We start from the raw sequence: 26164 nt of genomic DNA on the forward strand, positions 1-26164 counted from the left end.
GTTGCGACAGGTCTTTGCGGCCGGCCCCTCGCGGCGCCAGCCCCTCCAGTGTCGCGACAATGTCGGGATGGAGAGGCAGATAGGCGCGAGTCCCGCGAAAGGCAAGAGGCGATCGCGCGCTATTGTCCCAGCATCGCCGGATCGATCGGGGTTCCCTGCGCGGCCATGCCCTCGACGAGATTAGCAATGGTGCGCCCCGGATCGTGCTGCGACGCGGCGGCATCCAGCTCCGCAAGCCGTTCGCGAGACAACCAGCGGCCCGAACGGACCACGGCCTCGGGATGCCTCAGGCAGGTGACATCGGCCAACGGATCGCAGGCATAGAAGACGATATCCGCAATGCAGTCGCTGGCGAGGCACCCGCTCTGATTGCCCTGCCCCAGCGCAACCGCGGCATTATGCGTCGCCATGGCGATGATCTTCACCGGCGAAAACCCGGCTTCGGCCAGCTGGTCGAATTCATCATGCAACGAGACGCCGGGAATATTGGTGAAGATGCCTGCATCGCTGCCGGCCACCAGCAGAACACCCGCCTGATCGAGTATTCGAGTGAACTGCTGGTAGAATGCCGCCGCTTCCTCTTCCTGCGCGGGATCGCGCGCCGCCCAGGCTGCAATATGGCCCGCCTCGGTGCGCTGCGTCACCGGATTGAGCTTTTCGGTTCCCGGGCGACGGGCATAGGCGCCGTCGGTCGCGGCGACGCGGGCTAGGTTGCGATGCGCGACCAGCGTGGGAGTGACCGGGACGCCGGCAGCGGCGATGCGTTGCGCCAGTCGCCGGGCGGCCACCGGATCGCGGCGATCGCGCAATCCATGCCAGACGATCGACTCGACATGCTCGATCGTCTCGAAGCCATCGTCGAGGATCTCGTCGAATCCTATCGCAAAGGGGCGATCCTGCGGAATGCCGGGCGCTCGCCTCCCTTCCGGCGTATGGCCCGCCACGCGCATGCCGCGCGCCGCCGCCTCGTCGCGAACCGCCTCGTAGGCCTCGCGGGTGAGGTTCGAATAGACCTTGATCCGCTGGTATCCCGCTGCATCCTGCGCCGCGACGGCCGCCTTGGCTTCCGCAGCCGCGCCCACCAGCTGATGATTGATCTGCTGGTTGGGTCCCGGGCTGTTGAGGATCGGCCCGGTCGTCAGCAAATGCGGCCCGTCGACCTCGCCCTGCTCGATGCGCTGCGCGAGCGCGAGATGAAAGGGCATGCCCGACATGTTGCGTACCGTGGTAATCCCCGAGGCCAGGTAAGCGCCCCGCGACGCCCGGTCCCAGACGTGGACATGCATGTCGACGAGGCCGGGGATGGCGCTCAGACCCTCGCCGTCGACGACCCGGGCCCCGGACACTTCGGGGGCCGAGGTGGCGGGCCCGGCATACACGATGGTCCCCGCCTCGATCACCAGCACCGCGTCCTCGGCAGGGGCCTCGGCGGACCGCGCGGGATCGACCAGCCGCACTCCCTCGATGCGCAGTGGGCCCGGCCCCTGCGGCGCGGCGGCCAGCAGCGGCGCGGTCAGGCACAGGCCCAGCGCCGTGGCCAGGCGGCGGATGTTGCGGATCGTCATGGCTTCCCCCCGGTTGCCGGGCGCAGGTGCCGCGTCAGTCGTCGTCGGTCAAGGCGTGCTTCTTGATGCAGTGGCGCAGCTGGTCGTAGGTCAGCCCCAGCGCCTTGGCGGTCTGGCGCTGGTTCCAGCGATGCTTGCCGAGCGCGAATTCGACGATCGCGCGCTCGTGCGCGTCGACCGCGGCGCGCAGATCGTCGATGCTCTCGAAATCGGGCCCTTGGGGAGCCACCGCCGCACGGGGAACGGGCGCCTCGGCCTGGCGCGAGGGTGGGCTGGCCGGCTTCCACGGGCTGTCGAAGGGATCGAATACGACATGCCCGATCGGCTGGCTCCAGTCGTCCCAGCGGTAGATCGCACGCTCGACCACATTGCGCAATTCGCGCACATTTCCCGGCCAGTCATGCTTTTCGAGCTGTTCGGCGACATGCGGGGCAAAGCCGGGCCAGCCCTCCCAGCCGAGTTCGGCGGCCATGCGGCGGCCGAAATAGTCGGACAGGACCTCGACGTCGCCCTCGCGCACGCGCAAGGGCGGAAGCGTAATGACCTCGAAGCTCAGCCGGTCGAGCAAATCGGCGCGAAAATCCCCGCGCTCGGCCTTGGCCGGAAGGTCTTCGTTGGTGGCGGCGACAATGCGGACATCGACGCGGATCGGGCGACTCGCACCGATGCGGGTGACCTCGCCATATTCGACCGCGCGCAGCAGCCGCTCCTGCGCGCCCATCGACAATGTGCCCAGTTCGTCGAGAAATAGCGTCCCCTTGTCGGCTTCCTCGAACCGTCCGGCGCGCGTTCTGGTAGCACCGGTGAAGGCACCCGCCTCGTGCCCGAAAAGCTCGGCCTCGATCAGCGTTTCGGGCAACGCGGCGCAGTTCATGATCACCAGGGGTTCGTCCCAGCGGGTGGAGAGACGATGGAGGCGTTCGGCAATCAGTTCCTTGCCGGTCCCGCGCTCGCCGATGACCAGCACCGGGCGGCGCATCGGCGCAGCGCGGCTGGCGCGCTCGACCGCGTCGAGAAAGGCGCCCGACTGGCCGATGAACTGATTTTCCCTCTCCATGGCCAAGAGATAGGAATTTTTCCCGATACTTGGCAACAGAAACCAACATATCGTTGGTCGAAAAACCAAAGACCCAAGGAATTCTCCCGTTTTTCGGGTTTGGCATGGCGCTTGCTGAACATGGGACAACAGCAATCGGCCAGATGGCCCCGAGGGAGGTAGCCCAGATGTACAACCGCAATTTCTTCCGCAGCCAGCTCGGACAGGCCGCCATTGCCAGCACTGCGGCGATGGTCACCTTCGTCCTGCTGAGCACGCAGATCGCGGTAACCGCCCCCAACCCGGCGCTGGCCACCTACGAACAGGTCGAGATCGCATGACCCTGCCTCCCGACCACGATCCCCTTGGGCCGGAGCGCCGCTCCCCCGACAGTCCCCGCGGCAGCGATGCCGAAGGCGCTTCGGCCCGCCCCCGCTTGTCGCGTATCGAGGAAGAGGTAGAACGGCTGCGCCGCTCGCCGACTCCGACCCGCGACACCGGGCGGCCCAAGGGATCGGACTTTTTTTCCAGTGGAGCACCCCTAATGGGCATTTTCAGCCGTACCCGCGACATCATCGCCGCCAATTTCAACGATATGCTCGACAAGGCGGACGATCCGCAGAAGATGATCCGCATGATCATCCTCGAGATGGAGGAAACGCTGGTCGAGGTTCGTGCCAGTGCCGCGCGCACCATCGCCGACCAGAAGGAAATGCACCGCCACACGGTCAAACTCGACAAGCTCCAGGCCGATTGGAACGAGAAGGCGCAGCTCGCCATCTCGAAGGACCGCGAGGATCTCGCCCGGGCCGCGCTGGTCGAGAAAAAGAAGGCGGCCGACATGAGCGACCAGCTCAAGCAGGAAATCGCCGTGCTCGACGATGCGCTGCGCGCCTACGAACAGGACATCCAGAAGCTGCAGAACCGCCTGCGCGAAGCCCGCAGCCGCCAGACCGCCATCGCCGCCCGCCTCGAAAGCGCGGAAAACCGCGTCAAGCTGCGCAGCCTGATGACCAATGAACGCGTCGACGATGCGCTGAACCGGTTCGACCAGCTCGAACGCCGCGTCGACTATGCCGAAGGCCGGGCCGATGCGCTGAGCATCGCCGACCAGTCGGACAAGCCGAGCCTCGCCGACGAAATCGCCGCGCTGGAAGGCGCCGATGCGATCGACGACGAACTCGAACAGATGAAAAAGGCGCTCGGCAAGGGCAGCGCCAGCAAGGAGGACTGAAACCCATGGAAGAGATCATCATCATCCCCGCAATCTTCATCGGGCTTCCGTGGCTGATCCTCCACTACATCACCAAGTGGAAGACCTCCGCAACGATCACCACCGACGATGAAGTGCTGCTCGAGGAACTCTACAACCTCGCCAAGCGCCTCGACGACCGGATGGACACGGTCGAACGCCTGGTCGCCAGCGACAACCCCGAATTCCGTCCCGCGCGCCTCGTCCACGATAGCGAGCAGGACAACCAGCAGCTGCGCGAACTCGAACAGCTGATCGCCGAGAAAAAAGGAGCAGCCAAGTGAACAGCCCCCGCACCACGCTTTACCGCGACAAGCAGAACGCGAAGCTGATGGGCGTCTGCGCGGGTATCGCGGACTACACCGGCGTCAACGCCTTCTGGGTCCGCTTCGGCCTGATCGCCCTGACCTTCATGGCCGGCGGTTCGACCATCCCGTTCTACTTCATCGCCGGCCTGCTGCTGAACAAGAAGCCCGCGCACCTCTATGTCGACCATGACGAGAGCAAGTACTGGCAGCGCGTCCGCCAGAATCCGAAGCGCACGGCCCGCGAGATCCGCAGCCGCATGAAGGATGTCGATCGCCGCCTGGCGGAAGTGGAGACCTTCTACGTCAGCAGCAATCCGCGCCTCAATGCAGAAATCGAACGCCTGCGCTGAACGGCGCCGCAACAGGGGAGACTGACTTATGGACGCCGGCGCAATCGGAGCAATGATCCCGATCGTTGCCCTGTCTATCCCGATCGTCGCGATCTGGACCAGGCACCAGCAGAAGATCGCCGAGATGAACGTCAAGAGCACGGCCGAGGCAACCGCGGAAAAGGCGGCACAATACTCGAGCCGGGTGACCGACCTCGAAGACCGCGTCCGCGTCCTCGAACGCATCGTCACCGACAGCGGCTATAATGTCGCGACCCAGATCGAGGCGCTGCGCGACCAGCGCAAGGTCGAACAACGCGACAGCGGCGTGCCATTGACGATCAAGCAGGGGGAAACAACGGAATGAATTGGGGTGGACCTGAATTCGTGCTCGCGATCATTGCGCTGAGCACCGGCGGCTGGCTGGTGAACAACTGGATCCGCGCCAAGCACGGCTACTCGCTCGAGGACGAGTGGGGCGGCAAGACCGAGCGTAGCGATGGTGCCGAAACCAGGGCGCTGAAGGCCGAGAATCGCCAGCTGCACGACAAGATCGACGCCATGCAGGATCGCATGGTGGTTCTCGAAAAGATCGTTACCGACCGCGGCTATACGCTGCGCGACGAGATCGAAGCGCTCCGCGACAAGCCGGCCAATGGCGATGCGGGGGTAAAGCTGACCATCAGGGAAGGGGAGACGGCTTAATGGAAAAGATTGCAGCTCTTCAGGCACTCGCACCGTTTCTCGGCGTCGGCGTCGTCTCGCTGTCCATCGCCTGGGTGGTCAACACCTGGATCCGGGTGCGCAATGGCTATCCGCTCGAAAACAGCTGGGGCAAGGCCGTCTATCCGAGAAACGACCAGGCGGTCGAACGGGTCAAGCTGCTGACGCAGGAGAATGCCGAACTGCGCGCCGAACTCGGCGCGCTCAAGGACCGGCTGGGCAATGTCGAACGCATCGTCACCGACAGCGGCTATCACCTGACGCATGAGATCGAACGCCTTCGCGACGGCAAGGAGGCCAACTGATGGATCAGGACCTGATACTGATCTTCGGCTTCATCCTGACCATCCTGATGATCGTCATGCCGATGGCCTACCTGTTCCAGAAGCGCGCCGCCGAGCATGAGGAGCGCAAGCTCGAACTTGAGGCCCGCAAGGCGGAGGCCGAAGCGGCGCTGAACAGTCGCGCCACGGCGGATTACCGCAAGTTCGAGGAACGCCTGCGCGTGCTCGAGCGGATCGCCACCGACGGGAATCACGACCTCGCGCTGCAGATCGAGCAATTGCGCGACCTGCACGAGATCGACGCCCTGACCGACACGCGGGAGGCCGCGCAATGAGTTGGCCGATTGCCATTGTCTTTATCGTTCTGATCGTCGCCGTCGGGAAAGTCTTGGCCGCGAAATACCGCGCGCAGGCGGGGATCATCGAGGACAAGCAGGGCAATCAGCACTGGGTCGGCAAAGGCGGCGATCCCGAAGCGCAGCGCGAAATCGAAAATCTGCGCGAGCGGATAAAGGTGCTCGAACGGATCGCAACCGAAGGCAATTCGCTCGATGCGCGCGAAACCAAGCGCATCGCCGCCGAAATCGAAGCCCTGCGCGACAAGCAGGCCGATTGAAGGCGGCAAGGTTCAAGGAGGACATGGAATTATGTTCGAACCGACAGTGATCATAGCTGGCGCAGCGCTGGTCGGGCTGACCATCGTTGCAGCGGCGTTGCTGCGGGCCTGGCACGGCTGGCTGGCGCTGAAGCGTCAGGAGCTCGAACAGCACACGGGTGCCGAAACGCACGCAGCCGGTTCCCCGATGGGTGCGGCGCGGATCGAGCTTGCCGATCTCAAGGAGCGGATCAAGAAGCTCGAGGCGATCGCCAGCGGGGTCGACCTGTGAGCGTGGTACGGACCGACGCGGCCCGCGCCGGAATCGGGCTTGGCAGCGCGATCGCCGTCGCGATCAGCTGGAGCCTGCACAACTCGATCATCTGGGCGGCAATCCACGGCTTCTTCGGGTGGTTCTACGTGGTCTACTACGCATTCACCCGTCCCGGCGGCCTGGCGGGCTGAGCCCGATGGACGCCCGTCGGCCCGCCCGCTAAGGGCGCGCCATGCGCACACTTTCCGACATTGCCGAAGAGTATGAATTTCTCGAGGGCGACGAACGCTATCGCCTGCTGATCGAGCTAGGCCGCGAACTCGAAGAGATGCCGCAGGCGCTCAAGACCGACGCCACGCTGGTGCGCGGCTGCAGTGCGCAAGTCTGGGTCTACCCGACCGGCGATGCGGAGCACCTGCATTTCCTTGCCGACAGCAATGCGGCCATCACCAAGGGCATCGTCGCGCTGGTCATCGCCGCAGTACAGGATAAACCGGCGAGCGCGGTCGCGAGCATGGATATCGCCGCCGCGCTCGAGCCGTTCGACCTCAAGAACCAGCTGTCGAGCAACCGTACGCAAGGCGTCCCCAACATGATTGCGCTGGTCCGCGAACATGCCGCGCGGATCGCGGCGGGATAGACCGGGATGAAGCGGCCGCTCTATTCCGCGCTCGGTCTCCTCAGCGTGGCGCTCGGCGCGGTCGGTGCTTTCCTGCCGATCATGCCGACGGTGCCCTTCCTGCTGCTGGCGGTCTATTTCTTCGCCCGCAGCAACCCCGCATGGGAACAGAAGATTCTCGACCATCCGCACTGGGGTCCGCAGGTCCAGGACTGGCGCGAGCGACGCGCGATCAGCCGCCGCGCCAAGACCATGGCGATCGGGGCCATGACCGCCGGCACGGTCTTCACCTGGTACACGCTGGGTCACCCCTGGTACTGGGTTTCACTGGCAATTCTGGTGACCTGCGGAAGCTGGATCGCGACCCGCAACGAGTGATTTTCGGAACAGCCCCATCTTCGAAGCGTTGGGTTATCGAACGACGGGCGGGCTGACGAAAGGATTTCTCGATGCCGATTCTCATCCTCATCGCCACCATCCTGATCCCCCCGCTGGGGGTGGCCGCCAAGCATGGCCTGGGCGGGACCGCGCTGCTCAATCTCGTGCTCACGCTGCTGGGATATATTCCGGGCCTGATTCACGGCCTCTACGTGAATTACGCCAAATAACTTCGCCGCGAGAGGCGATCGAAGCGTCGGGGCCTCAGGCTCCGGCGCTTTCGCGTACCAGCGCGATACCCGCCTCGCGCTGGCGCTTGAGTTCGGCCTTCAGCCTGGCCGGATCGCGCGCGAAGACGAAGCCGAAACTGACCCCGCCCTCCTTGCCGATAGTTGCATGATGAAGCTTGTGGGCCTGGACCAGCCGCTTGGCATAGCCCCGCTTCGGCACCCACGTGAAATAGCGCTGGTGGACCAAGCCGTCGTGTACCAGCGTGTAGATAATCCCGTAGACCAGTATACCGAGCCCGATCCATGTCCCCGGCCACCATGCGTCCGCGCCCATGATCATCGGGCTGCCCGAGGCGAACATGCCAATACTCGCTGCTGCGCCAACCAGCGCGTATAGGTCGTTCCGCTCGAGCGGATTGTCATGCGGTTCGTGATGATCGCGATGCCATCCCCAGCCGAAGCCGTGCATGATGTATTTGTGGCTCGCCCACGCGACCCATTCCATCGCGACGACGGTGGCGAAGACGATCGCTGTGGGAAGCAGGAAATCCATGACCCGAATATATACCCGTGCTTCGCGCAGGCAAAGCGCGCCGTGCGGTTCACTCGCCGGTATAGCGTTCCTGCTTGCGCGGGAGGCCGAAGAAATTCTCGGCGACGTCGCGGCTGATGCGCGCCGGACGCAGGCTTTCGGCATCGATGCAGCACCACATGCTCTTTACCTCGGCCAGCACCTCTTCGCCGCGGCGGATAACCGTGTTGTAGAAGCTGCGCGCGCCCGCGATCTTTTCAAGCACTGTCTCGGCGATCACGTCATCGTGGAGAAAGGCCGGGCGGCGATAGGTGATCTCGTGCTTGAGCGCGACCCAGGCCTTGCTCGCCACCTCTTCGGCAGGGGCCAGCTTGCGCCAATGCGCCAGCACCGTGTCCTGCACCCAGTTGAGGTAGCGCGCGTTGTTGACGTGCCCCATGAAATCGATGTCGTCGGGGACGACAGTGATCGGAAAGGAAAACGGCTTTGCTGACATGGGTGTCAATAAAGCAGAGAAAGGTTAAGTTTGGAAGACTCTGCATTTGCCTTTTTGCCGTAGCGGGAAAGCTGCCGCAGACATGGACGCCATGGCAAGCAAACCGCGCACGCTCTACGAGAAGATCTGGGACGCCCATGTGGTGGAGCGCCGCGACGACGGGACCTGCCTTGTCTATATCGACCGCCATCTGGTGCACGAAGTCACCAGCCCGCAGGCCTTCGAGGCGTTGCGGCTCGCCGGACGCAAGGTGCGACGCCCCGATCTGACTCTGGCGGTACCCGATCACAATTTGCCGACCACGCCGCGGCTCGGGCCCGATGGTGCGCGACTGCCGATCGCCGATCCGCAGAGCGCGCAGCAGCTTGCCGCGCTCGAACGCAATGCGCCCGAATTCGGCATCGCCTATATCGACGCGGTCGCGCCCGAACAGGGGATCGTCCATGTCGTTGGTCCCGAGCAGGGTTTCTCGCTCCCCGGCGCGACGATCGTCTGCGGCGACAGCCACACCGCCGCGCATGGCGGGATCGGCGCACTCGCCTTCGGCATCGGGACCAGCGAAGTCGAGCACGTGCTGGCGACGCAGACGCTGCAGCTGCGTCGCTCGAAGACGATGGAAGTTCGCGTCGACGGCGTGCTCGGCCCCGGGGTCACGCCGAAGGACCTGATCCTCCACATCATCGGCGTGATCGGCACGGCGGGCGGCACCGGCCATGTGATCGAATATCGCGGCAAGGTGTTCGAGGACATGAGCGTCGAAGGCCGCCTGACCGTGTGCAACATGAGCATCGAAGGCGGCGCGCGGGCGGGCCTGATCGCGCCCGACGACGCGGTCTTCGAGTACCTCAAGGGCCGCCCCTATGCCCCGCAAGGCGAGGCCTGGGACAAGGCCGTCGACTGGTGGCGATCGCTTTCCACCGACGAAGGCGCCGCTTTCGACAAGTCGGTCGTGATCGACGCCGCCGAAGTCGAGCCGACGGTGAGCTGGGGCACCAGCCCTGAGGACGTCGTCCCGGTAGGCGGCACCGTGCCCGCGCCCGAAAGCTTTGCCGACCCGTCCAAGCAGGACGCGGCAAGGAAGAGCCTCGACTACATGGGCCTTGTCCCCGGCACGCCGATCGAGGACATCAAGGTCGAGAACGTCTTCATCGGCAGCTGCACCAATTCGCGGATAGAGGACCTGCGCGCCGCCGCCGAGGTCCTCAAGGGCCGCACGAAGGCCGCCAATGTGCGCTGGGCGATCGCCGTGCCCGGTTCGGGCCTCGTCAAGCGACAGGCCGAGGCCGAGGGGCTCGACCGCATCTTCACCGATGCCGGCTTCGAATGGCGCGAGCCGGGATGTTCGGCCTGCCTCGCGATGAACCCCGACAAGGTCGCCCCGGGCGAACGTTGCGCCTCGACCAGCAACCGCAATTTCGTCGGCCGCCAGGGGCCCGGCGCACGCACCCATCTGGTCAGCCCGGCCATGGCCGCTGCCGCCGCCGTCACCGGTCGCCTTGCCGATGTGCGCAAGCTCGCCCCTTGCCAAGATGGCGGTGCCTGACCATTGAGGAAGCATGACCAAGAAACTCAAGATTGCCGGAGCCATCGGCTCGGCCGCCATCGCCGCCGCGCTGCTCTATGCCGGCAAGCGCAAGGTAAAGAAGAAGGGGCCGCAGCAGCCGGGTCCGATTCCGTCGGGAGAAAAACCCGAAACCGATTGAGGTCGCGCGTCGCAGGGGAGAGAGACATGACGCCGAAATCCGCAATTGCCGCCGCTCTGCTAGCGAGCATAGCCATGCCTGCCACCGCGCAGGAGGCGCCTGACATCGAGATGTGGCGCCTCGATTGCGGCACGATCGAACTCAGCGATGCCGGGCCGTTTTCCGATACCCATCTCTACGACGGCGAACAGCGCACGCTGACCGACAGCTGCTATCTCATCCGCAACGACGAGAAATACCTGCTTTGGGATGCGGGCTTTCCCGCAGCGCTCAAGGGTAAATCGAACACGCAATGGGTGTTCACGGTCAGCCTGACCGAGACCATCCCCGAGCAGCTGGCGAAGATCGGCATCGATCCGGCGGAGGTGACCTACGTCGGCCTCAGCCATTATCACGACGATCACATCGGGCAGGCGCGGGATTTCCCGGGTGCCGAACTGCTGATCGGGCACGGCGATGCCGAAGCGGTCACTTCGGGCCGGATGGAGGCGACACGCGCGCAGCTTGCCCCCTGGCTTGCCGAGGGTGCGAGGGGCAAGGTCACGCGCGTCGCGGCAGATCACGACGTCTTCGGCGACGGATCGGTGCGCATTGTGGCAATGCATGGCCACACGCCGGGGCACAAGTCGCTGGTGGTAAAGCTCCCGCGCATGGGCACGCTGATGCTGACCGGCGATCTCTATCATTTCGAAGAGCAGATCGAGAACCGCGGTGTGCCGCAGTTCAACACCGACCGCGCCGACACGCTGGCGTCAATGGATCGCTTCGACCGGATGGCCGACAATCTCGACGCCACGATCGTGATCCAGCACGATCCGCGTCACCTGGTGCGCCTCCCCACCTTCCCCGAGAGCGCGCAGTAATGAAAGCCGTATCGACCATCCATGGCCGCGCCATTCCGCTCGGACTCAAGAACGTCGACACCGACGTCATCATCCCCGCGCACTGGCTCAAGACGATTAGCCGCGAGGGCCTTGGCAAGGGCGCCTTCGAGACGATCCGCCAAACGCCCGGCAACCCCTTCGACCTAGAGGATTTCGCCAACGCGCCGATCCTCATCGCGGGCGACAATTTCGGCTGCGGGTCGAGCCGCGAACATGCCGCCTGGGCGCTGCTCGACATGGGTGTCACCGCTGTGATCGCTCCGAGCTTTTCCGATATCTTCGCCGGCAACGCCTTCAAGAACGGCATCCTCGCGGTCGAATTGTCGCAGGAGCAGGTCGACCGGCTGCTGGCGGTGGCGCGCGAAGCGCCGATCAGCATCGACCTCGAAAACCAAGTCGTTACCACCCCGTTCCAGGACCGGTTCGAATTCGAGATCGACCCGTTCCGCAAGCGCTGCCTGCTCGAGGGGCTCGACGAAATCGGCCTGACGCTCGGCAGCGAAAGCGCGATCACCACCCATGAACAGATACGCGAGGGCGCCCTGCCCTGGCTCGACAAACCCAACAGGAGAGAAGCAGCGTGAAGGCAGTCCTTTCGAAGGAAACCGGCGGCCCCGAAACCCTCGTCGTCGAGGATATCGACGAGCCCACACCCGGCAAGGGTGAGGTCCTGGTCAAGGTCGCCGCCTGCGCGATCAACTTCCCCGACACGCTGATCATCCGCGACATGTACCAGTTCAAGCCGCCCCGCCCCTTCGCGCCGGGCGGCGAAATCTCGGGTACGATCGAGGCGCTCGGCGAAGGCGTGACCGGCTATGCGGTGGGCGACCGCGTGATGTGCGGGGTCGGCAATGGCGGGCTGCAGGAAAAGGTCGCCGTGGCCGCCGCGCGCCTGTTCAAGGTGCCCGAAGGGATCGACTTGGTGAAGGCCAGCGCGCTGCTGATGACCTATGGCACCACGATCCACGGCCTCAAGGATCGCGGCGACATCAAGGAAGGCGAAACGGTGCTGGTGCTCGGCGCAGCGGGCGGCGTCGGCCTCTCCGCGGTCGAACTCGCCAAGGCCTATGGCTGCCGCGTGGTCGCGGCCGTTTCGACCGAGGAAAAGGGCGATGTCGCCAAGCGGCACGGAGCCGACGAGGTGGTGATCTACCCCCGCGCGCCGTTCGACAAGGATACGTCGAAGCAGCTCGCCAGTGATTTCAAGGCTGCGGTCGGCCCCGATGGCGCGGACATCGTCTACGACATCGTCGGCGGCGACTATTCCGAACCCGCGCTGCGCGCGATCGCGTGGGAGGGCCGCTTCCTGGTGATCGGCTTTCCCGCCGGGATCGCCAAGATGCCGCTCAACCTCACCCTGCTGAAGAGCTGCGATATCCGCGGTGTTTTCTGGGGCGCCTTCACCGCGCGCGAGCCCGAGCGCAACCAGGAGAACATCGAAGAGCTGTTCGACCTGTGGAAGGCGGGCAAGATCGATCCCCTGATCAGCGAAACCTATCCGCTCGAGCGGGCGCACGAGGCGATCGCCAAGCTCGAAAACCGTGGGGCGATCGGCAAGCTCGTCGTGGTGATGGAATAACCGCCCTTGCGGGGCGTGGGGGCCGCGCCTATTCCGGCCCCCGAGATTCCATCCCGAGAGGACTGACATGACCAATTTCAAGGATCGCGAGCGCGGCGAAGAAGCCAAGTTCGCTTTCGACGAGGAAAACGCCTTCAAGATCGCCGCGCGCCGCAACCGGCTGGTCGGCGAATGGGCTGCCATGCTAATGGGCCTGACCGACGAGGAAACCGACGCCTACAAGAAGGCCGTCGTGCAGGCCGATTTCGAGGAAGCTGGCGACGAGGACGTGATCCGCAAGATCCTCGGCGACCTGACCGCCGCCGAGTGCGACGTCAGCGAAGCCGACATCCGCGCCAAGCTCGATGAATGCGGCGTCGAGGCCCGGCGCCAGTTCATGAGCGACCAGGGTTGAACCGATGCCGATGCCAGCTCAAGACATCGTCGCCATGATCGAGGAGGCGCTTCCGGGTGCCGAGGTCGAAATGCGCGACCTGGCCGGCGATAACGACCACTGGGCTGCAAAGGTTACCGCGCCGCAATTTGCGGGGCTCACCCGCGTGCAGCAGCACAAGCTGGTCTATGAGGCGCTCGGCGGGCGCATGGGTGGCGAACTGCACGCCTTGCAACTGACCACCCAAGCCCCCACCTGATATTTCGCAGACCGAATTCAGACAAAGGACGGGCCACTATGTCCGATACCAACCAGCGCATCGCCGATATCGTCGGCGGCAATGACGTCGTGCTCTTCATGAAGGGCACGCCCCTCTTCCCGCAATGCGGCTTTTCGAGCCGCGCCGTGGCCATTCTCGACCATTGCGGCGTCGCCTATGACAGTGTCGACGTGCTGCAGGACATGGAAATCCGTCAGGGGATCAAGGCCTATTCCGACTGGCCGACCATCCCCCAGCTCTATGTGAAGGGCGAATTCGTCGGTGGCAGCGACATCATGATGGAAATGTACGAAGCCGGCGAATTGCAGCAGATGATGGATGAAAAGCAGGTCGCCAAGGCAACCTCCTGATCCGCGCTCGAGTGCCTTCGCGGGCGCAGCGGATCATCGGCCAGAACGGGTAAGGCCCGCCGGGTGAACAACCTGGCGGGCCTTTTTGGGTCTGGGAGCCGGTACCTGGAGACTGTAGCCCGGCACCCCGCAGAAGACTTGAACAAGACAGGCGCTTATCTGCACGCGTCGTGCCAAAAGAACACCGTCCCCGGGTTCTCTGGCACTTCGATGGTTAACGCCAGGTTCGTTGCAACGCTTAGTGTAAAAATTTCCGACGAAGCGCCGCCGCCTTTGCGCTTGGCAAGCCTCGCGACCCTCGGCACAAAGCCTGGATGAACGAATTTTCCGACAGGAACGCCGACGGCATCCCGGCTGCCACCGTAGTCATCTTCCGCAACGCACCGCAGGGCGGGCCACCGCAGATCCTCATGACGATCCGCTCGCGCGAAATGGTCTTCGCCGGCGGCATGGCCGTGTTCCCCGGTGGCAGAGTCGATCCGGCCGATTTCGAGCTGGGTGCAAGCATCGGCGGTCCGCTCGATCCCGACGAAGCGGCGCATCAGGTCGCGGTCGTGCGGGAAACGCTCGAGGAGACCGGGCTCGCGATCGGCCTGTCGGGGGAAATCGATGCCGAAAGAGCGCATGCGGCGCGCGCCTTCCTGCAGCAGACCGGCGAGCTTGCCCCGGTGCTCGACCATTTCGGGTGGGAACTCGATCTCGACCAGCTGGTGCCCTTCGCCCGCTGGTTCCCCAAGAACGAGCGCATCCCGCGCGTCTACGACACGCGCTTCTACCTCGCCGACCTCGGTACCGGAGCAGTCGAGATAGAGGCCGATCTGTCGGAAAACACGCATCTGTTCTGGACCACCGCGCAAGGTGCGCTCGAGGCGGCGGAAAAGGGCGACATCAAGGTCATCTTTCCCACCCGCCGCAATCTCGAACGGCTCGCGCTGTTCGGCAGCTTCGCCGAAGCCAAGGCGCAGGCCGAGGCCATTCCGGTGCGGACGATCACACCCTACATGGGCGAGCGTGGCGGGAAGACCTGGCTCGAGATCGGCGAGGACCTGGGCTATCCGGTCACCGGGGAACCGCTGGAGAGTGTGGCGCGGGGGTAAACTGGCGCGCCCGGCAGGACTCGAACCTGCAACTCCAAGCTTAGAAGGCTCGTGCTCTATCCAGTTGAACTACGGGCGCGCGTTGCGCACGCCATAACGTGCCTTTTGCGGCGGGCCAATCGGCACTACGCCTTATAACGATGGAAAAATCACCGCAGACGGCCTCCGGACACCGCTTCCGCTATTACGATCTCGTGATGGCGGCATTCGTCACCATCCTGCTGCTGTCGAACCTGATCGGAGCATCGAAGCCGAGCTATGTCGACCTGCCGGGTATCGGCTCGTGGTCGTTCGGTGCCGGCGTGCTGTTCTTCCCGGTCAGCTATGTCATCGGCGACGTGCTGACCGAGGTATACGGCTATGCCCGTGCGCGCCGGGTGATCTGGACCGGCTTCGCCGCGCTGCTGTTCATGGCCTTCATGGCCTGGGTCGTGGTGCACCTGCCCCCGGCCGCGGGCTGGCCCGGACAGGCGGCCTATGAATTCGTCTTCGGCAATTCCTGGCGTATCGTCCTCGCCTCGATGGTCGCCTTCTGGGTGGGCGAGTTCGCCAACAGCTATGTTCTGGCGAAGATGAAGCTGTGGACCGAAGGGCGGCATCTGTGGATGCGCACGATCGGCTCTACCGTGGTCGGCCAGGGGCTCGACAGCCTGATCTTCTATCCGCTGGCTTTCTGGGGCCTGGCTGGCTGGCCGGTCGAGCTGCTGTGGCAGGTCGTTTTGTCGCAATGGGCGATCAAGACCGCATGGGAGGCGCTGTTGACGCCCGTGACCTATGCGGTGGTCGGTGCGCTCAAGCGCGCGGAGGGCGTCGATCTTTTCGATACCGCAACCGACTTCTCGCCCTTCGCCTCCACCCGGAACTGACGGCACAGAAAAGGGGCGGCCCGCCGGACCGCCCCTCCCCTCTCCCATCTTACTGGGTTGTGCCTAGAACTTGGCCCCAACCGCAATGCCGTAGCGCCGCGGATCGAGCGTGAAGATATTGGTGAACAGGCCCGAACTCGCGTCGGTGACATAGAGCCCTGTCACCGAATCGCTGTCGAAGATGTTCTGCACGAACCCACGGACGAACCAGCGGTCGTCCGCGCCATTGAGCTGGATCGAGGCATTCGCCTGGACGAAGGGTGCGATCCGGTTGACGCGACCGTTGAAGACGTTGCCGTACTGTTCGCCGGTGAAGGCCAGGTCGAAGCGCGGAACGAGGCTCATGCCGTTGCCGAATTCAGCCGTGTACTGGACCCCGATCGAAGCCTTGAACTCGGGCGCCTGCGGCAATTTGTTGCCCTTCAGATTGACCTGGACACCCGGGCTGAGAACCTGGATGCCGCCGAAGGCCTGGCCGAGGGTGACACCCGGAGCAGCGGGAGCCGATGTCAGCGCGTCAAGCGCCCCGCAAATGCTGAAGGCGCCGTTGGAAACGATACCGCCATCGGCCGGGAAAGGTGCCGGCGCCTGGAGATTGGCGCCCGCCTGCAAGCCGGGGATGGCCCCTGCGTTGATCAGGTTGTTCACCTGGGTGACGTAGCCGTTGGCATTGCCGCCGGTCACCGCACACAGCGCGCCATTGGTGATGTCCTTGATGATCACGGCCGTGGGATCGCCGCCACCCGGATCACGCGGATTGCTGAAGAACTGGTCCCCGGCGACCTTCGCATTGAGGTAGCTGAGGTTCATGTTGATCAGCCAGTTGTCCGACGGACGCATGATCGATTCGAGTTCAAGACCCCAGATCTTGGCATCGATCGTGTCGTTGACCGACGTCCGCGCGATGATGCGGCTGAGCTGGAGGCTCGAGTAATCGTAGTAGAAGCCGGTCAGGTTGACCTGCAAACCGCCGTTGAAGAAGGTGTTCTTCGACCCGATTTCGTAGGCATTGAGCGATTCGGGCCCGAAGCTCTCCGATACCGCGAAGACCGGCGACAGCGGCGGGTTGATCCCGCCCGACTTGTAGCCGCGCGAATAGGAGGCATAGAGCAGGTTGTCAGGCGTCACTTCGAAGTCGAGCACGACGCGGCCGGTGACCTTGTCGAATCCGACCTGGCGGGTCTGGTACAGCTGGTTCCCCGGGGTGCCCGGATCGGCATCGAAGGTCACGACGAATGGCGAGTCGAAGGGGTCGCCATCGTTGCTGTAGGGATTGAGGAAGTTTGCCAGGGTCGTCCGTGCGGACAGCCTCTTCTTGTCATTGTTGTAGCGAATGCCGGCGGTCAGCTTGAGCCGGTCAGAAATGTCGAAATAGACTTCCCCGAACAGGCCGTAGCTCTTCAGCTTGAAGCTGTCGGTGTTGTTCCGATAGAACGAAGTTGCCAGGTAGGACGGCGGGAGATCGTTGTTCGGATCCGCGTCCACCGTCGAACCGAAGCTCGTGAACGACCCCAGGATACCGGTGATGTAGTCGATTGCGAAGGCGTTGACGTAATAGTCGGTATTGAAGGCCTTGGCCTCGGCATAGATACCGCCGACCAGGAAGTTGAACGGGCCGTCGAAGTCGCTCGAAATGATCGCTTCAGCCGACCATGATTCGCCGTTCGAACGCGAGCGGTCGAAGGCGCCGGGCAGGTCCGAACAGATCGACTGGCCTTCGAAAGCGCCCTGGTTGCTGATCAATGTGTCGGAAGTGCAGAGCTGACCATTCGGCCCGTCCGGCGTCAGCGCGTTGAATACCGGCGAGAAATAGGCCGACGATCCGGGTACGAAAGCCGGGAACGGTGCCGGCAGACCGGTCGGAACGCCGTTGGCCGCGAAGAATGCCAGGCTGTTCAGCGCCGTCTGGAACTGGGCCGAACTGCGGCTGGGAATACCCAGATTGTAATCCTGGCGGGAATCGACCGAGGTTTCCTGGTACATGCCCGTGAGCGACAGCCGCATGCTGCCGAAACGCTGGTCGAGATGTGCCTGGACCTGCAGTTCGTCGGCGAAATATTCCGGCGTGAACGATGTGCCGACGGTGCGGACGTCATTGGGTTCATCGAAGGTGGAATAGATATCCGGCCCATAGAGGCTGTTGAGACCGAAGGAATTGCCCAGGGCAGCGCCCAGCTGTGTCGTCAGGAACTCGACCGAGCCAAGCGTACCGGTGAAGGTCGAATTGGTGTTGGTATTGTCGAAGTCGCGGCGGTTGTTGAGACAGCCGAGCACGCCCGTGGGATCGCGCTGGCACTGCTGCTTCTGGATACGCATGCGCTTGTCGTTCTCACGGAAGTAATACCCCATGATATCGAGCGTGGTATCGGCCGTGGGCTCCCAGCGCAGCGAGCCGCGGATCGCATACATGTCGCGATCGTCTAGGTCGTTGCCGTCGTAAATGTTGGTCGTGTAGCCGTCGCGGTTGAGGTAGAAGCCCGCCGCGCGCAGCGCCAGCGTATCGCCGATGGGCACGTTGATCATGCCCTTCGCCTTGATGCTGTTGTAATTGCCGTATTCGAATTCGCCGCGGGCACCGAAAATGCCGAGCTCGGGCTTGGCGGTCACGACATTGACGACGCCCGAGGTCGCGTTGCGACCGAAGAGGGTGCCCTGCGGCCCGCGCAGCACCTCGACACGTTCGAGGTCGAAATATTCGGTTTCGAACAGGCGGGTGCCGAACAGCGGCGAACCATTGGTGTGGATGCCGGTGGCGGCATCGCACGAAGTGCCGACGCACAGGTCGCCGATCCCGCGAATGGTGAAGCTCGACCCGGTGAAGTTCGACTTGGTGAAGGAGACGTTGGGAAGCGTCAGTTGGAGGTCGCTGGCATTTTCGATCTGCTGGGCCTCGAGCGCTTCGGCATCGAAGGCGCTGACCGCGATCGGAACTTCCTGCAGCGACTGGTTCTGGCGCTGGGCGGTAACGATGATGACATTGTTGCCGAGCCGCGGCTGGTCGTCTTCGGTTGTTTCCTGAGCAAACGCCGGAAACGCAATCGCGCTCGCGCAGATTCCCGCGAGCAGGGAAGCCCTTACCCTCATTAACCCTCTCCTCTCCATGTGGCCGTCTTTTTGCAGCCTATGTTCCCATAGCTATCATACATTCGTATGCACGCAAGCGATTGCGCATGATTGTTGCGCAAAAGCCGGGGGAATTTTGGCATCTGTTGTCCAACCGCCGCAATCGCGGAAAATTGACGCTACGGAATGCTGGGTTTGGCGAGGTGCGGTAAATTTGCCGCAATCAGGCGAGCGTGTGGCTCTCGGCAATCTGGGTGATACCGCGCTTGCCCGAGGCATCGCGCCCGAGTTGTACAATTACGTCAATCACGCTGGCCGCATAGGCGATCGTGTCGCTGCGCGTGAGGCCGATTCCCGTCTGCATCACCATCAGCGAAAGTTGCTCGAGCGCACCGCGCAGGCTGTTCGCGTGAATGGTGGAGAAGCTGCCCGGGTGGCCGGTGTTGATCGCGCGCAGGAAGCTGACGCTTTCCGCGCCGCGCAATTCGCCGAGCACGATGCGGTCGGGGCGCAGGCGCAGCGCTGCCTGGAGCAGCTCGTTGGCGGTAACCTTGGCCTCGCCCAGCTCGCCCTTGACGGCAACCAGCCCCACACCGTTCTCGCCCGGCAGCTTCAGTTCGGGCGTATCTTCGACCAGCACAACGCGCTCCTGCTTCGGGATTTCGCCGAGCATGGCGTTGAGGAAGGTCGTCTTACCGGTGCTGGTGCCGCCTGAGACGAGGATCGTGCGCCGCTGGCGGATCGCCTCGCGCAGGAAGGCGACCGGTTCGGCTTCCGCATCGGGCATGACTCCGCGCTCCGGCGGAGTCAGCGGTCCTGTGTCGTAGGCGTCGAGCGGCAGGTCGAGGCGACGGTGGCGGCGGATCGCCATGGCCCAGTGCTTGCGTGCCGCGGGCGGGCCGCAGAACTGCACACGCGCGCCACCCGGCAGCGTCGCGCCAAGCAACGGATGCTCGCGGTTGATACCCTGGTGGCTGACGCGGGCGACCTGTTCGGCCAGTCTCTGGACCAGCCGGTCGTCGATGTCTGGCCGCAGGACCTTCTGCATGCCGCCGGCGGCAGCATCCTCGACCCAGACCTCGCCAGGCCGGTTGACGAGGATTTCGGTCACCGTATCTCGCTCGAGCCATTCGCGAAACGGCGCGAGATAGGCGTCCAGATAGACGCTCCGCTCGCCGTGAAGATCGACCGGCGGGGCGTCCTCTTCCGGATTGTCGTCCGGCTGGAAGGGATGGATGTCGGCGTTCACGTCTCGTGCAATGCTCAGCTGACCGAGGAGAAATCCAGGTCGCGCGCGGTGAAAATGCGGATCGGTTCGCCCTGGCGCACCCGCACGGTGGGGCCGCGCTGGCCATCCTGCTGCGCTGCCGTGGCCGCTGCCGTGGAGCTCGCCCCGCCGATCATCACGCCGGCCGCGCCGCCCGTGGCAAGCGAACCCACGCCGCCGACGACCGACAGCAGCATGGCCGAGCCGAAGCGCTTGAAGAAGCTGTTGCCCGAAACCTTGCCGGCTAGGCCCGTGGTGCCGTCGAAGCCGATCGCGGGCGAGGCGAGATTGACCGAGGCGCCATCGGGCCGGATCAGCCGCGTCCAGATGACGTAGGCGCGCTTCTGCCCGTTCTGCAGGCCCGACTGGTACTGGCCGATCAGACGGCTCGAGCGCGGGACGAGGATCTTGGTCCCGTCGAAGCTGCGCACATCCTGGCTCACCACCGCGCGGACATAGCCCGGCACATTGGTGTCGATCGCGGTCTCGAGAACCGCCGGGATCAACGTGCCCTGCGTGACGGTGGTCGCGGGATTGACCATTGCCCTGGCCTGCGCCGGTGCTCCGCCGACGCCGCCGATGCGGCTCGCGAAATCGGACGCGGAGTTCCCGGTCGAACCGGCGCCCCCGGCCTCGGCGGCAGCCGGCTCGGCAATCGCCAGCGTTGCGGGCGAGGCCCCGGAGTCGAACACGACAGTGGGGTTGGCATAAGGATTGGCAGCGAGACCCGGCTGCGGCTGCGCGGCGAGCACGGGTTGCGGCGCGGGATCGGGACGCGCTGCGGGGGCGGCGATGGTCTGCGCCTGGGCCGGAGGCGTGATCGCCGCGGCGGGCACCGGCGGAGCCACCTCTACCGGTGCCTGCTTGCCGCCGATCCCTTCGGACGGTGTAATCCGGGCAGAATTCATGCTCCACAGCGTGACGAGACCAAGCCCCGCGACGATGGCGATGCCCGCAATCATGCCAAGCGCATCGGACTTGCCCGCAGGCCGCGCCACGGCGGGGAAGGCGTTGCGCTGCGCAAGGTCGATGACCTCGGCATCGGTTTCATCGCGCGGATCGACATCGTTGGCGATACCGGCATCGCCGGGCTTCTTCTCGGGCAGTCGCATGGCGAGACGCATGTTTTACCTCCCCTTCGAGGCGAGAGCGGCCTTGCCGCTCGCATTGGTTGCGGGCCGTTCGGGCCCCGTGTTGACCAGCTGGGCGCTATCCTCGCCCGAGCGCAGGACAATCGTGCGCGGCACTCCGTCGACGACGATGGTATCGCCGCGCACGGTAAAGTTGACCGGGCCCTCGACCCCTTCGCCATTAGTGACGAGGATTGCCGGAACATCCTTGCCATTGGGCCAGGTCAGGAAGGTTGCCGTGCCATCGTCATAGGTATTCTCGGGCAGCAGTTCGGGGTCGCCCGAAGCGTTCCACGCGAAATTCAAGTCCGCGGGATCGACCACGGCATAGGGGTCGCGCGCCGCCTGGCGCTCGATCGCATTCGGCGCTGCCGCCATCTGCACCTCCTCATCCTCCGGTTCATCCGGATAGGCGAAGCGCATCAGGTAGAGCGGCTTGGCATTGGGGGTGGCGACGAGGTCGAACAGATAGGTGCGCTTGCTGGTGATGACCGTGAGGTTGGTCGCGGCCCGCGGTTCGAGCGGCTTGACGAACAGGATGTTGGCGCGCTTGTTAGGGGTGACCTGCCAGCTCGCGCTGTCGCCGATGGCGACGTTTTCGATCACCTCGTCGTCGCCGAACATGATGCTCGCCTGCACGGTAACGCGGCCTTCGACGCGCACGACCTTGAATTCGTCGTACATTACCTCGACGAGGCGGGAATCCTGTGCAGCAGCCGGCGCGGCCAACAGGGCAAGGGCGAGCGCGGGAATGAGCGCGCGGGTCATGCGTGTTTCTCCATCGAACGGTCGAGGGCCTTGGGAGCGGCGGGTTTGAACCGGCTACCGATGCCGGAGCCGCGCACGCGGGCCTTGCTGGAAGGGGATTGCTGGCCAGAGCCCGAAGAGGTCGCATAGACCTTGGTCACGCGGGCAGTGCCGCTGCCGCCCGCGCCGCCGCTGTCGTTGGCGGCATAGGCGGTGGGTACGGCCGAGACGTCGATCTTGCGCGCCTGTGAACTGGTTTGGTTGGCGGCCTGTGCCTGCGCGAGAGCGGCCTGTGGGATTGCTGCCTGTGGAGCGGCAGCGGGGGCAGACTTATCTTCCGAGGACGGCGTGAGGCCGAACACTGTCCAGCCTGCAACCATCGCGCCCGCGACCTTGAGCACCAGCACCATCAGCGCGACATGCACCGCGCCGATCATGAAGAAGCCCATCGCGGCCTGCGGGTCGACCTGTCCGGGCGTTGCGGTCAGGGCCGCGAGGATCGGCACGGCCATTTCGAGCATGATGCTGCCGCCGAGCACGGCGAACAGCGGCGCCAGCGCACACATCGTCAGCCCCTTGATCCAGCCGGTGAACAACCCGCGCGTACCGTTGAACAGCGCCATGACCACGAAGATGGGACCAAGCGCGACAAGGATACCGAGCACAATCTTGGTCGTTACCAGCAGGCCGACCGTACCGAGCATGAACAGCATCGCGCCGAGCCACATCATCCCTTCGGGCGAGAAGGCGGAGAACTCCTCATTCCCCCCGCTCGCTTCCTGGATGGCGATGAAGACCACGTCGATCTTCTGCGCGAAGGTGTGCGTGGCAGAGCCCTGGCTACCAGTCAGGATACCGGCGAGATAGTCGGGTGTGAGCACCGCGAGGTTCCACACCACGCTCTGGTAGGCGATCCAGCTGGTCGCGAAGGTCAGCACGAGGCCGAGCGTCATCATGCGCGGCACGAGGCTGCGTATGCCGATATTGGTCCGGCCGGTCAGCAGCGCGAAGGCGAACAGCGCGATGAAGATCGTCAGCAGCAGCGTCAGCACCAGGGAGAGCTGCCCGCCGCTGGCGAACAGCCGTCCGAAGGCAGCGGAGCTCGCCTCGCCCGCGATGCAGTCGACACCGCGCAGCGCGGCGGCGACGCCGTTGCCGAGCTCCTGCGCGGCCTGCTGGCAGTTCGCGCTCACTCCGCTGCAAGGCCCAGGGCTTCGACCCCGGCCTCCCCTTCATCGATCGCGCCGCCGGGCCACTTGGTTCCGGTGAGCGCGGGGAACCAGTCCGAAGGCGCATCGCCGAGCGCTTCGCGCAGCAAGTCGAGCCTGCGCACCGAGCTCTCGCGACCCGAGAGCAGCGTCAGCACTTCGGGCGCGCCCGACAGGTCCAGCCGCACCACCACACTCGCATCGGGCTGGCGCACCAGGAAACAGCGGCTGTGCGCCGGCAGCGTGCGGATGAGCGCAAGCTCGTGCTCGGTCAGGCCGAAACCGTCGCAGTAATCTTCGGGCCGCGCACGGCTGTTGGGCATGAACACCATGGTCGCGGTCTGCTCGACCAGGGCAGTCGAAATGCGGCTTTCAAGCGCGTCGCGCGCCGACTGCGTGGCGAAGCCAACCAGTGCGTTGCGTTTCCTGAGCGTCTTGAGCCAGTCGCGGATGCGCGCGGCGAAGACCTCGTCGTCGAGCGCCTTCCAGCCCTCGTCGATGAGGATCATCGTCGGCTTGCCGTCGAGGCGCTCCTCGATCCGGTGGAAGAGGTACATCATGGTCGGCGTGCGCAGCTTCGGGTTCTCGAGCAGCGCAGTCATGTCGAAGCCGAGCACGCGGGCCGACAAGTCGAGCTTGTCCTGCGCATTGTCGAACATCCAGGCGTTCTCGCCTTCGCCGATCCAAGCACCAAGGCGGTCGGCCAGATCGCCCGGTTGCGGACGGCGGCTGCCCGACAGAAGCTCCTTGAAATGGCGCAGGCGGCGCAAGCTCGCATCATTGGCATAGGCCGCGTCGACCGCGCCCGCGATGGTCTGCTCTTCTTCCGGCCCTTCGGCCTTGAGCAGCACGCCCAGCCAGTCGCGCAGGAAGGCCTTGTTGCCCGGCGTATCGGGCAGCGCGAGCGGGTTGAAGCCGGTCGGCTCGCCTGCACGGATGCTGTCGTAGCGCCCGCCAATGCCACGCGCGAACAGCTCCGCCCCGCGGTCCTTGTCGAACAGGATCGTGCGGGGGCTGAACTTCTGCGCCTGCGCGGCGAGGAAGTTCATCACCACGGTCTTGCCTGAGCCGCTTGGCCCGATGACCGAGAAATTGCCGAGGTCGCCATGGTGGAAGTTGAAGAAGAACGGGGTCGCGCTGGTGGTTTCCAGCAGCGTCACCGCCTCGCCCCAGTGGTTGCCCTGCGCCTGGCCCAGCGCAAAGCCGTGGAGCGATCCGAAGCTCGCCATATTCGCGCTGGAGATCAGCGCGCGGCGGACGAGATAGCCCTCATTGCCCGGGAACTGGCCCCAGAAGGCGGGCTCGCAATTGGTATCCTCGCGCACCGCGATCGCGCCGGTATCGGCAAGCGCAGCGGCGCAGGCGGCCATGGCATCGTCGAGGCGGCCGAGGTCGCGCTCCTTGACCATGACGGTCAGGTGATGGTCGCCGAAACCGACTGCGCCATTGCCCAGCGCGTCGCGCGCGGCCATCATGTCGGCGCGTTCGGCGGCGGCTTCCTCGTCAGCGCTTTTTAGGCGGCGGATGGCGAGATCCATGCGTTCGCGCGCGGTCTGGCGTTCGGTCGGGGCGTAGCTTTCGCTGACCACCATTTCGAAGGGCAGGCGCAGCAGGCTGTCGAGCAGGCCAGGGCTAGTCGCCTCGGGGTAATCCTTGAGGCCGAGGATCGCGCCGAAGTCGGGCGTGCCCGAGCCACGCATCTCGATCGCGTCGAGCCCGAAGCTGACGCGGCGATAGGGCAGCATGTGACCCACATCGACGTCGTCTGCAGGCCGGCGCACCGGGCGCATCTCGCCATTGTAGAGCGCGGAAAGCAGCTCGAGCATTTCCGAATTGGTGTTGCCCTGCGGCCCGACATAATCGCCAAGCGGCGTCGCGCCATAGGCCGCGAGCGAGGCAACCAGCCCCTGCGATGCCGCGCGCAAGCTGCGCAAATCCTTGGGATCGGCTTCGAGCCTCTCGCCGCCACCGCGCCTGAACTTCTTGCTCACCCGTTCTGCAAGGCCCGCCTTGCCGCGCGCGGGGCGGCGGATCAGGGTGATGAACTGGTCGTTCACGAACAACTGGCCCGAGCCGAGCCGTTCGCGCCAGCGGGTGTCGATATGGCGGCTGATCGGATCGGGGAACTCGGCTTCGAGTTCGACCGAAACGCGGCGTCGGATGACGTGATGGTAGAGCACGAACCGCGCATCCAGCGTCGAGCGCAGCACAACCTCGCGCGTTGCGGCATGGGCGTTGAGCGCCTCGCTGTCCTCGGTCTCGAACAGCAGCCCCGGCACCTGGATCGCGGTCATCACGCTGCCGTCGCGCAGCAGCATGGTGCTTTCGTCGATCAGGCGCAGGTACGGCAGCCGGTCGCCGGCGCGCGCTTCCTTCGCGCTCCAGGCGGCGGCGCCCTTCCATTTGTCCTTACGCGGCATAGGAATTGCACCCCCAGCGCTTGTAGTTCTTTACCCGCGGGCACTTGCTGACCTTGGTGATCCACAGGTCGAAGATGCGCGGTTCGCGCAGGCAGGCGAAATAGCCGACGCCGTGCATCACGGCGAAGACCAGCAGGGCAAGCCAGCTGCCGGTGATGAGGAAGGCCTCGGTGGTCACCATCCCGTTGATGATGAAATAGTTATATGTCACCCCCGCGAACATCTGCGGACGCGTCAGCGCGCGGTGGACGGGATGGCGGACCAGCGCGGTCATTTTACGCGGCAACCCCTTGAATTCCGGCTACGATCGAAGCGGCACCGAACAAGATGAACACGCCGATGATGACGGTCGCACCGAAGCGCCAGTTGAGCCGGCCGGTGAGCATCATGAAGCCGACGGCGGCGACTGCCATGACGGCAACCGCGGTGGCGACATTGCCCAGCAGCGTGCCCTGGAGCCAGCCGAGCGCAGCTACGATCGGTCCCGATCCGGCCGGATCGGCGGCCTGCGCGAAAGCGGCGGACGGGGTTATCAGGGCGGCAAGAGCTGCCGGAATGAAAAGCTTGCGACTCAAG

At 64.7% G+C, this 26164-nt stretch carries 36 protein-coding genes and 1 tRNA gene; 24 read left to right on the forward strand and 13 right to left on the reverse strand.

Annotation, left to right across the window (positions count from 1 at the left end):
- Positions 1-119 precede the first annotated feature (119 nt).
- Both ACEQZ0_RS01355 and pspF read right to left on the reverse strand, forming a co-directional pair.
- Positions 120-1565, reverse strand: a complete 1446-nt coding sequence (locus ACEQZ0_RS01355; RefSeq protein WP_370187599.1) for an amidohydrolase family protein — start codon at positions 1563-1565, stop codon at positions 120-122.
- A gap of 34 nt (positions 1566-1599) precedes the next feature.
- Positions 1600-2622 carry a phage shock protein operon transcriptional activator gene (gene pspF, locus ACEQZ0_RS01360; RefSeq protein ID WP_370187601.1) on the reverse strand — a complete coding sequence of 341 codons (1023 nt, stop codon included), beginning with the start codon at positions 2620-2622 and terminating at the stop codon, positions 1600-1602.
- Between the two features lie 167 nt (positions 2623-2789).
- Here pspF and ACEQZ0_RS01365 point away from each other — a divergent pair, with 167 nt between their 5' ends.
- The 14 genes from ACEQZ0_RS01365 to ACEQZ0_RS01430 all read left to right on the forward strand — a co-directional run bounded on the left by ACEQZ0_RS01365 (position 2790) and on the right by ACEQZ0_RS01430 (position 7593).
- A complete protein-coding gene (locus ACEQZ0_RS01365) occupies positions 2790-2942 on the forward strand; it encodes a hypothetical protein (RefSeq protein WP_370187603.1) in 153 nt (50 codons plus the stop codon).
- Positions 2943-2944: 2 nt separating this feature from the next.
- Positions 2945-3835: a phage shock protein PspA gene (gene pspA, locus ACEQZ0_RS01370; RefSeq protein ID WP_370187860.1), complete on the forward strand. Its 891-nt coding sequence runs from the start codon at positions 2945-2947 to the stop codon at positions 3833-3835.
- A gap of 5 nt (positions 3836-3840) precedes the next feature.
- Complete coding sequence (pspB, locus tag ACEQZ0_RS01375) at positions 3841-4137, forward strand: envelope stress response membrane protein PspB (RefSeq protein WP_370187605.1); 297 nt, start codon at positions 3841-3843, stop codon at positions 4135-4137.
- On the forward strand, positions 4134-4511 hold the full coding sequence (pspC, locus tag ACEQZ0_RS01380; protein WP_370187607.1) for an envelope stress response membrane protein PspC: 378 nt from the start codon (positions 4134-4136) through the stop codon (positions 4509-4511). Before pspB ends, pspC begins: the two co-directional genes overlap by 4 nt.
- 28 nt (positions 4512-4539) lie before the next feature.
- On the forward strand, positions 4540-4857 hold the full coding sequence (locus ACEQZ0_RS01385) for a hypothetical protein (protein ID WP_370187610.1): 318 nt from the start codon (positions 4540-4542) through the stop codon (positions 4855-4857).
- Entirely contained in the window at positions 4854-5195 is a 342-nt protein-coding gene (locus ACEQZ0_RS01390; RefSeq protein ID WP_370187613.1) for a hypothetical protein, read from the forward strand. The genes ACEQZ0_RS01385 and ACEQZ0_RS01390 overlap by 4 nt, the downstream gene beginning before the upstream one ends.
- Positions 5195-5518, forward strand: a complete 324-nt coding sequence (locus ACEQZ0_RS01395; protein WP_370187616.1) for a hypothetical protein — start codon at positions 5195-5197, stop codon at positions 5516-5518. Before ACEQZ0_RS01390 ends, ACEQZ0_RS01395 begins: the two co-directional genes overlap by 1 nt.
- A complete protein-coding gene (locus ACEQZ0_RS01400; protein ID WP_370187618.1) occupies positions 5518-5832 on the forward strand; it encodes a hypothetical protein in 315 nt (104 codons plus the stop codon). The genes ACEQZ0_RS01395 and ACEQZ0_RS01400 overlap by 1 nt, the downstream gene beginning before the upstream one ends.
- Positions 5829-6113 carry a hypothetical protein gene (locus ACEQZ0_RS01405; RefSeq protein ID WP_370187620.1) on the forward strand — a complete coding sequence of 95 codons (285 nt, stop codon included), beginning with the start codon at positions 5829-5831 and terminating at the stop codon, positions 6111-6113. The genes ACEQZ0_RS01400 and ACEQZ0_RS01405 overlap by 4 nt, the downstream gene beginning before the upstream one ends.
- Before the next feature lie 31 nt (positions 6114-6144).
- Positions 6145-6384: a hypothetical protein gene (locus ACEQZ0_RS01410; RefSeq protein ID WP_370187623.1), complete on the forward strand. Its 240-nt coding sequence runs from the start codon at positions 6145-6147 to the stop codon at positions 6382-6384.
- Entirely contained in the window at positions 6381-6557 is a 177-nt protein-coding gene (locus ACEQZ0_RS01415; protein ID WP_372520089.1) for a hypothetical protein, read from the forward strand. The genes ACEQZ0_RS01410 and ACEQZ0_RS01415 overlap by 4 nt, the downstream gene beginning before the upstream one ends.
- Positions 6558-6598: 41 nt before the next feature.
- Entirely contained in the window at positions 6599-7006 is a 408-nt protein-coding gene (locus ACEQZ0_RS01420; protein WP_370187628.1) for a SufE family protein, read from the forward strand.
- Between the two features lie 6 nt (positions 7007-7012).
- Positions 7013-7363 carry a YbaN family protein gene (locus ACEQZ0_RS01425; RefSeq protein ID WP_370187631.1) on the forward strand — a complete coding sequence of 117 codons (351 nt, stop codon included), beginning with the start codon at positions 7013-7015 and terminating at the stop codon, positions 7361-7363.
- A 71-nt stretch (positions 7364-7434) separates the two neighbouring features.
- Positions 7435-7593, forward strand: a complete 159-nt coding sequence (locus tag ACEQZ0_RS01430; RefSeq protein ID WP_370033519.1) for a YqaE/Pmp3 family membrane protein — start codon at positions 7435-7437, stop codon at positions 7591-7593.
- Positions 7594-7627: 34 nt separating this feature from the next.
- Here ACEQZ0_RS01430 and ACEQZ0_RS01435 read toward each other — a convergent pair whose 3' ends face one another.
- Together ACEQZ0_RS01435 and ACEQZ0_RS01440 are read right to left on the reverse strand one after the other, a co-directional pair.
- Entirely contained in the window at positions 7628-8146 is a 519-nt protein-coding gene (locus ACEQZ0_RS01435) for a sterol desaturase family protein (protein WP_370187633.1), read from the reverse strand.
- Positions 8147-8195: 49 nt separating this feature from the next.
- Positions 8196-8621 carry an acyl-CoA thioesterase gene (locus tag ACEQZ0_RS01440; protein ID WP_370187635.1) on the reverse strand — a complete coding sequence of 142 codons (426 nt, stop codon included), beginning with the start codon at positions 8619-8621 and terminating at the stop codon, positions 8196-8198.
- A 91-nt stretch (positions 8622-8712) separates the two neighbouring features.
- On the opposite strand from ACEQZ0_RS01440, the gene leuC reads away from it, so the two are divergent.
- From leuC to ACEQZ0_RS01485, 9 genes are all read left to right on the forward strand, one after another.
- Positions 8713-10164: a 3-isopropylmalate dehydratase large subunit gene (gene leuC / locus ACEQZ0_RS01445; protein WP_370187638.1), complete on the forward strand. Its 1452-nt coding sequence runs from the start codon at positions 8713-8715 to the stop codon at positions 10162-10164.
- Positions 10165-10177: 13 nt separating this feature from the next.
- Positions 10178-10324 (forward strand): isopropylmalate isomerase, encoded by a 147-nt coding sequence (locus ACEQZ0_RS01450; RefSeq protein ID WP_370187640.1) that lies wholly within the window; start codon positions 10178-10180, stop codon positions 10322-10324.
- Positions 10325-10350: 26 nt separating this feature from the next.
- The gene (locus tag ACEQZ0_RS01455) at positions 10351-11187 is read left to right on the forward strand and encodes an N-acyl homoserine lactonase family protein (protein ID WP_370187642.1); all 837 of its coding nucleotides are present in this window, start codon (positions 10351-10353) and stop codon (positions 11185-11187) included.
- Positions 11187-11792, forward strand: a complete 606-nt coding sequence (leuD, locus tag ACEQZ0_RS01460) for a 3-isopropylmalate dehydratase small subunit (RefSeq protein ID WP_370187644.1) — start codon at positions 11187-11189, stop codon at positions 11790-11792. Before ACEQZ0_RS01455 ends, leuD begins: the two co-directional genes overlap by 1 nt.
- Complete coding sequence (locus ACEQZ0_RS01465; RefSeq protein ID WP_370187646.1) at positions 11789-12787, forward strand: NADPH:quinone oxidoreductase family protein; 999 nt, start codon at positions 11789-11791, stop codon at positions 12785-12787. The genes leuD and ACEQZ0_RS01465 overlap by 4 nt, the downstream gene beginning before the upstream one ends.
- Before the next feature lie 67 nt (positions 12788-12854).
- Positions 12855-13181, forward strand: a complete 327-nt coding sequence (locus tag ACEQZ0_RS01470; RefSeq protein ID WP_370187649.1) for a DUF1476 domain-containing protein — start codon at positions 12855-12857, stop codon at positions 13179-13181.
- Positions 13182-13185: 4 nt separating this feature from the next.
- Positions 13186-13419, forward strand: coding sequence for a BolA/IbaG family iron-sulfur metabolism protein (locus ACEQZ0_RS01475; protein WP_370187652.1), 234 nt, complete (start codon positions 13186-13188; stop codon positions 13417-13419).
- A 38-nt stretch (positions 13420-13457) separates the two neighbouring features.
- Complete coding sequence (gene grxD, locus ACEQZ0_RS01480; RefSeq protein ID WP_370187654.1) at positions 13458-13790, forward strand: Grx4 family monothiol glutaredoxin; 333 nt, start codon at positions 13458-13460, stop codon at positions 13788-13790.
- A gap of 314 nt (positions 13791-14104) precedes the next feature.
- Positions 14105-14887: an NUDIX domain-containing protein gene (locus ACEQZ0_RS01485; RefSeq protein WP_370187657.1), complete on the forward strand. Its 783-nt coding sequence runs from the start codon at positions 14105-14107 to the stop codon at positions 14885-14887.
- Positions 14888-14889: 2 nt separating this feature from the next.
- On the opposite strand, the gene ACEQZ0_RS01490 is transcribed toward ACEQZ0_RS01485, so the two are convergent.
- A tRNA-Arg gene (locus tag ACEQZ0_RS01490) sits at positions 14890-14966 on the reverse strand.
- Between the two features lie 61 nt (positions 14967-15027).
- Between ACEQZ0_RS01490 and ACEQZ0_RS01495 the strand changes: the two genes are divergently transcribed.
- The gene (locus ACEQZ0_RS01495; RefSeq protein ID WP_370187659.1) at positions 15028-15753 is read left to right on the forward strand and encodes a queuosine precursor transporter; all 726 of its coding nucleotides are present in this window, start codon (positions 15028-15030) and stop codon (positions 15751-15753) included.
- 63 nt (positions 15754-15816) lie between these two features.
- Here the strand turns inward: ACEQZ0_RS01495 and ACEQZ0_RS01500 are convergent, their stop codons facing one another.
- The 8 genes from ACEQZ0_RS01500 to ACEQZ0_RS01535 all read right to left on the reverse strand — a co-directional run bounded on the left by ACEQZ0_RS01500 (position 15817) and on the right by ACEQZ0_RS01535 (position 26163).
- On the reverse strand, positions 15817-18837 hold the full coding sequence (locus ACEQZ0_RS01500; RefSeq protein WP_370187661.1) for a TonB-dependent receptor: 3021 nt from the start codon (positions 18835-18837) through the stop codon (positions 15817-15819).
- Between the two features lie 202 nt (positions 18838-19039).
- Positions 19040-20065, reverse strand: coding sequence for a P-type DNA transfer ATPase VirB11 (gene virB11, locus ACEQZ0_RS01505; RefSeq protein WP_370187663.1), 1026 nt, complete (start codon positions 20063-20065; stop codon positions 19040-19042).
- 14 nt (positions 20066-20079) lie between these two features.
- Entirely contained in the window at positions 20080-21207 is a 1128-nt protein-coding gene (locus tag ACEQZ0_RS01510) for a TrbI/VirB10 family protein (RefSeq protein WP_370187665.1), read from the reverse strand.
- Between the two features lie 3 nt (positions 21208-21210).
- Positions 21211-21981: a TrbG/VirB9 family P-type conjugative transfer protein gene (locus tag ACEQZ0_RS01515; RefSeq protein WP_370187668.1), complete on the reverse strand. Its 771-nt coding sequence runs from the start codon at positions 21979-21981 to the stop codon at positions 21211-21213.
- Positions 21978-23153, reverse strand: coding sequence for a type IV secretion system protein (locus ACEQZ0_RS01520; protein ID WP_370187669.1), 1176 nt, complete (start codon positions 23151-23153; stop codon positions 21978-21980). The genes ACEQZ0_RS01515 and ACEQZ0_RS01520 overlap by 4 nt, the downstream gene beginning before the upstream one ends.
- Positions 23150-25588 (reverse strand): VirB4 family type IV secretion/conjugal transfer ATPase, encoded by a 2439-nt coding sequence (locus ACEQZ0_RS01525; protein ID WP_370187670.1) that lies wholly within the window; start codon positions 25586-25588, stop codon positions 23150-23152. Before ACEQZ0_RS01525 ends, ACEQZ0_RS01520 begins: the two co-directional genes overlap by 4 nt.
- Positions 25578-25862, reverse strand: a complete 285-nt coding sequence (locus ACEQZ0_RS01530) for a type IV secretion system protein VirB3 (protein WP_221600823.1) — start codon at positions 25860-25862, stop codon at positions 25578-25580. The genes ACEQZ0_RS01525 and ACEQZ0_RS01530 overlap by 11 nt, the downstream gene beginning before the upstream one ends.
- A 1-nt stretch (position 25863) precedes the next feature.
- Entirely contained in the window at positions 25864-26163 is a 300-nt protein-coding gene (locus ACEQZ0_RS01535) for a TrbC/VirB2 family protein (RefSeq protein WP_370187673.1), read from the reverse strand.
- Between the last annotated feature and the right edge of the window lies 1 nt (position 26164).

This window comes from Qipengyuania sp. (assembly GCF_964227205.1).
GTDB lineage: Bacteria > Pseudomonadota > Alphaproteobacteria > Sphingomonadales > Sphingomonadaceae > Qipengyuania.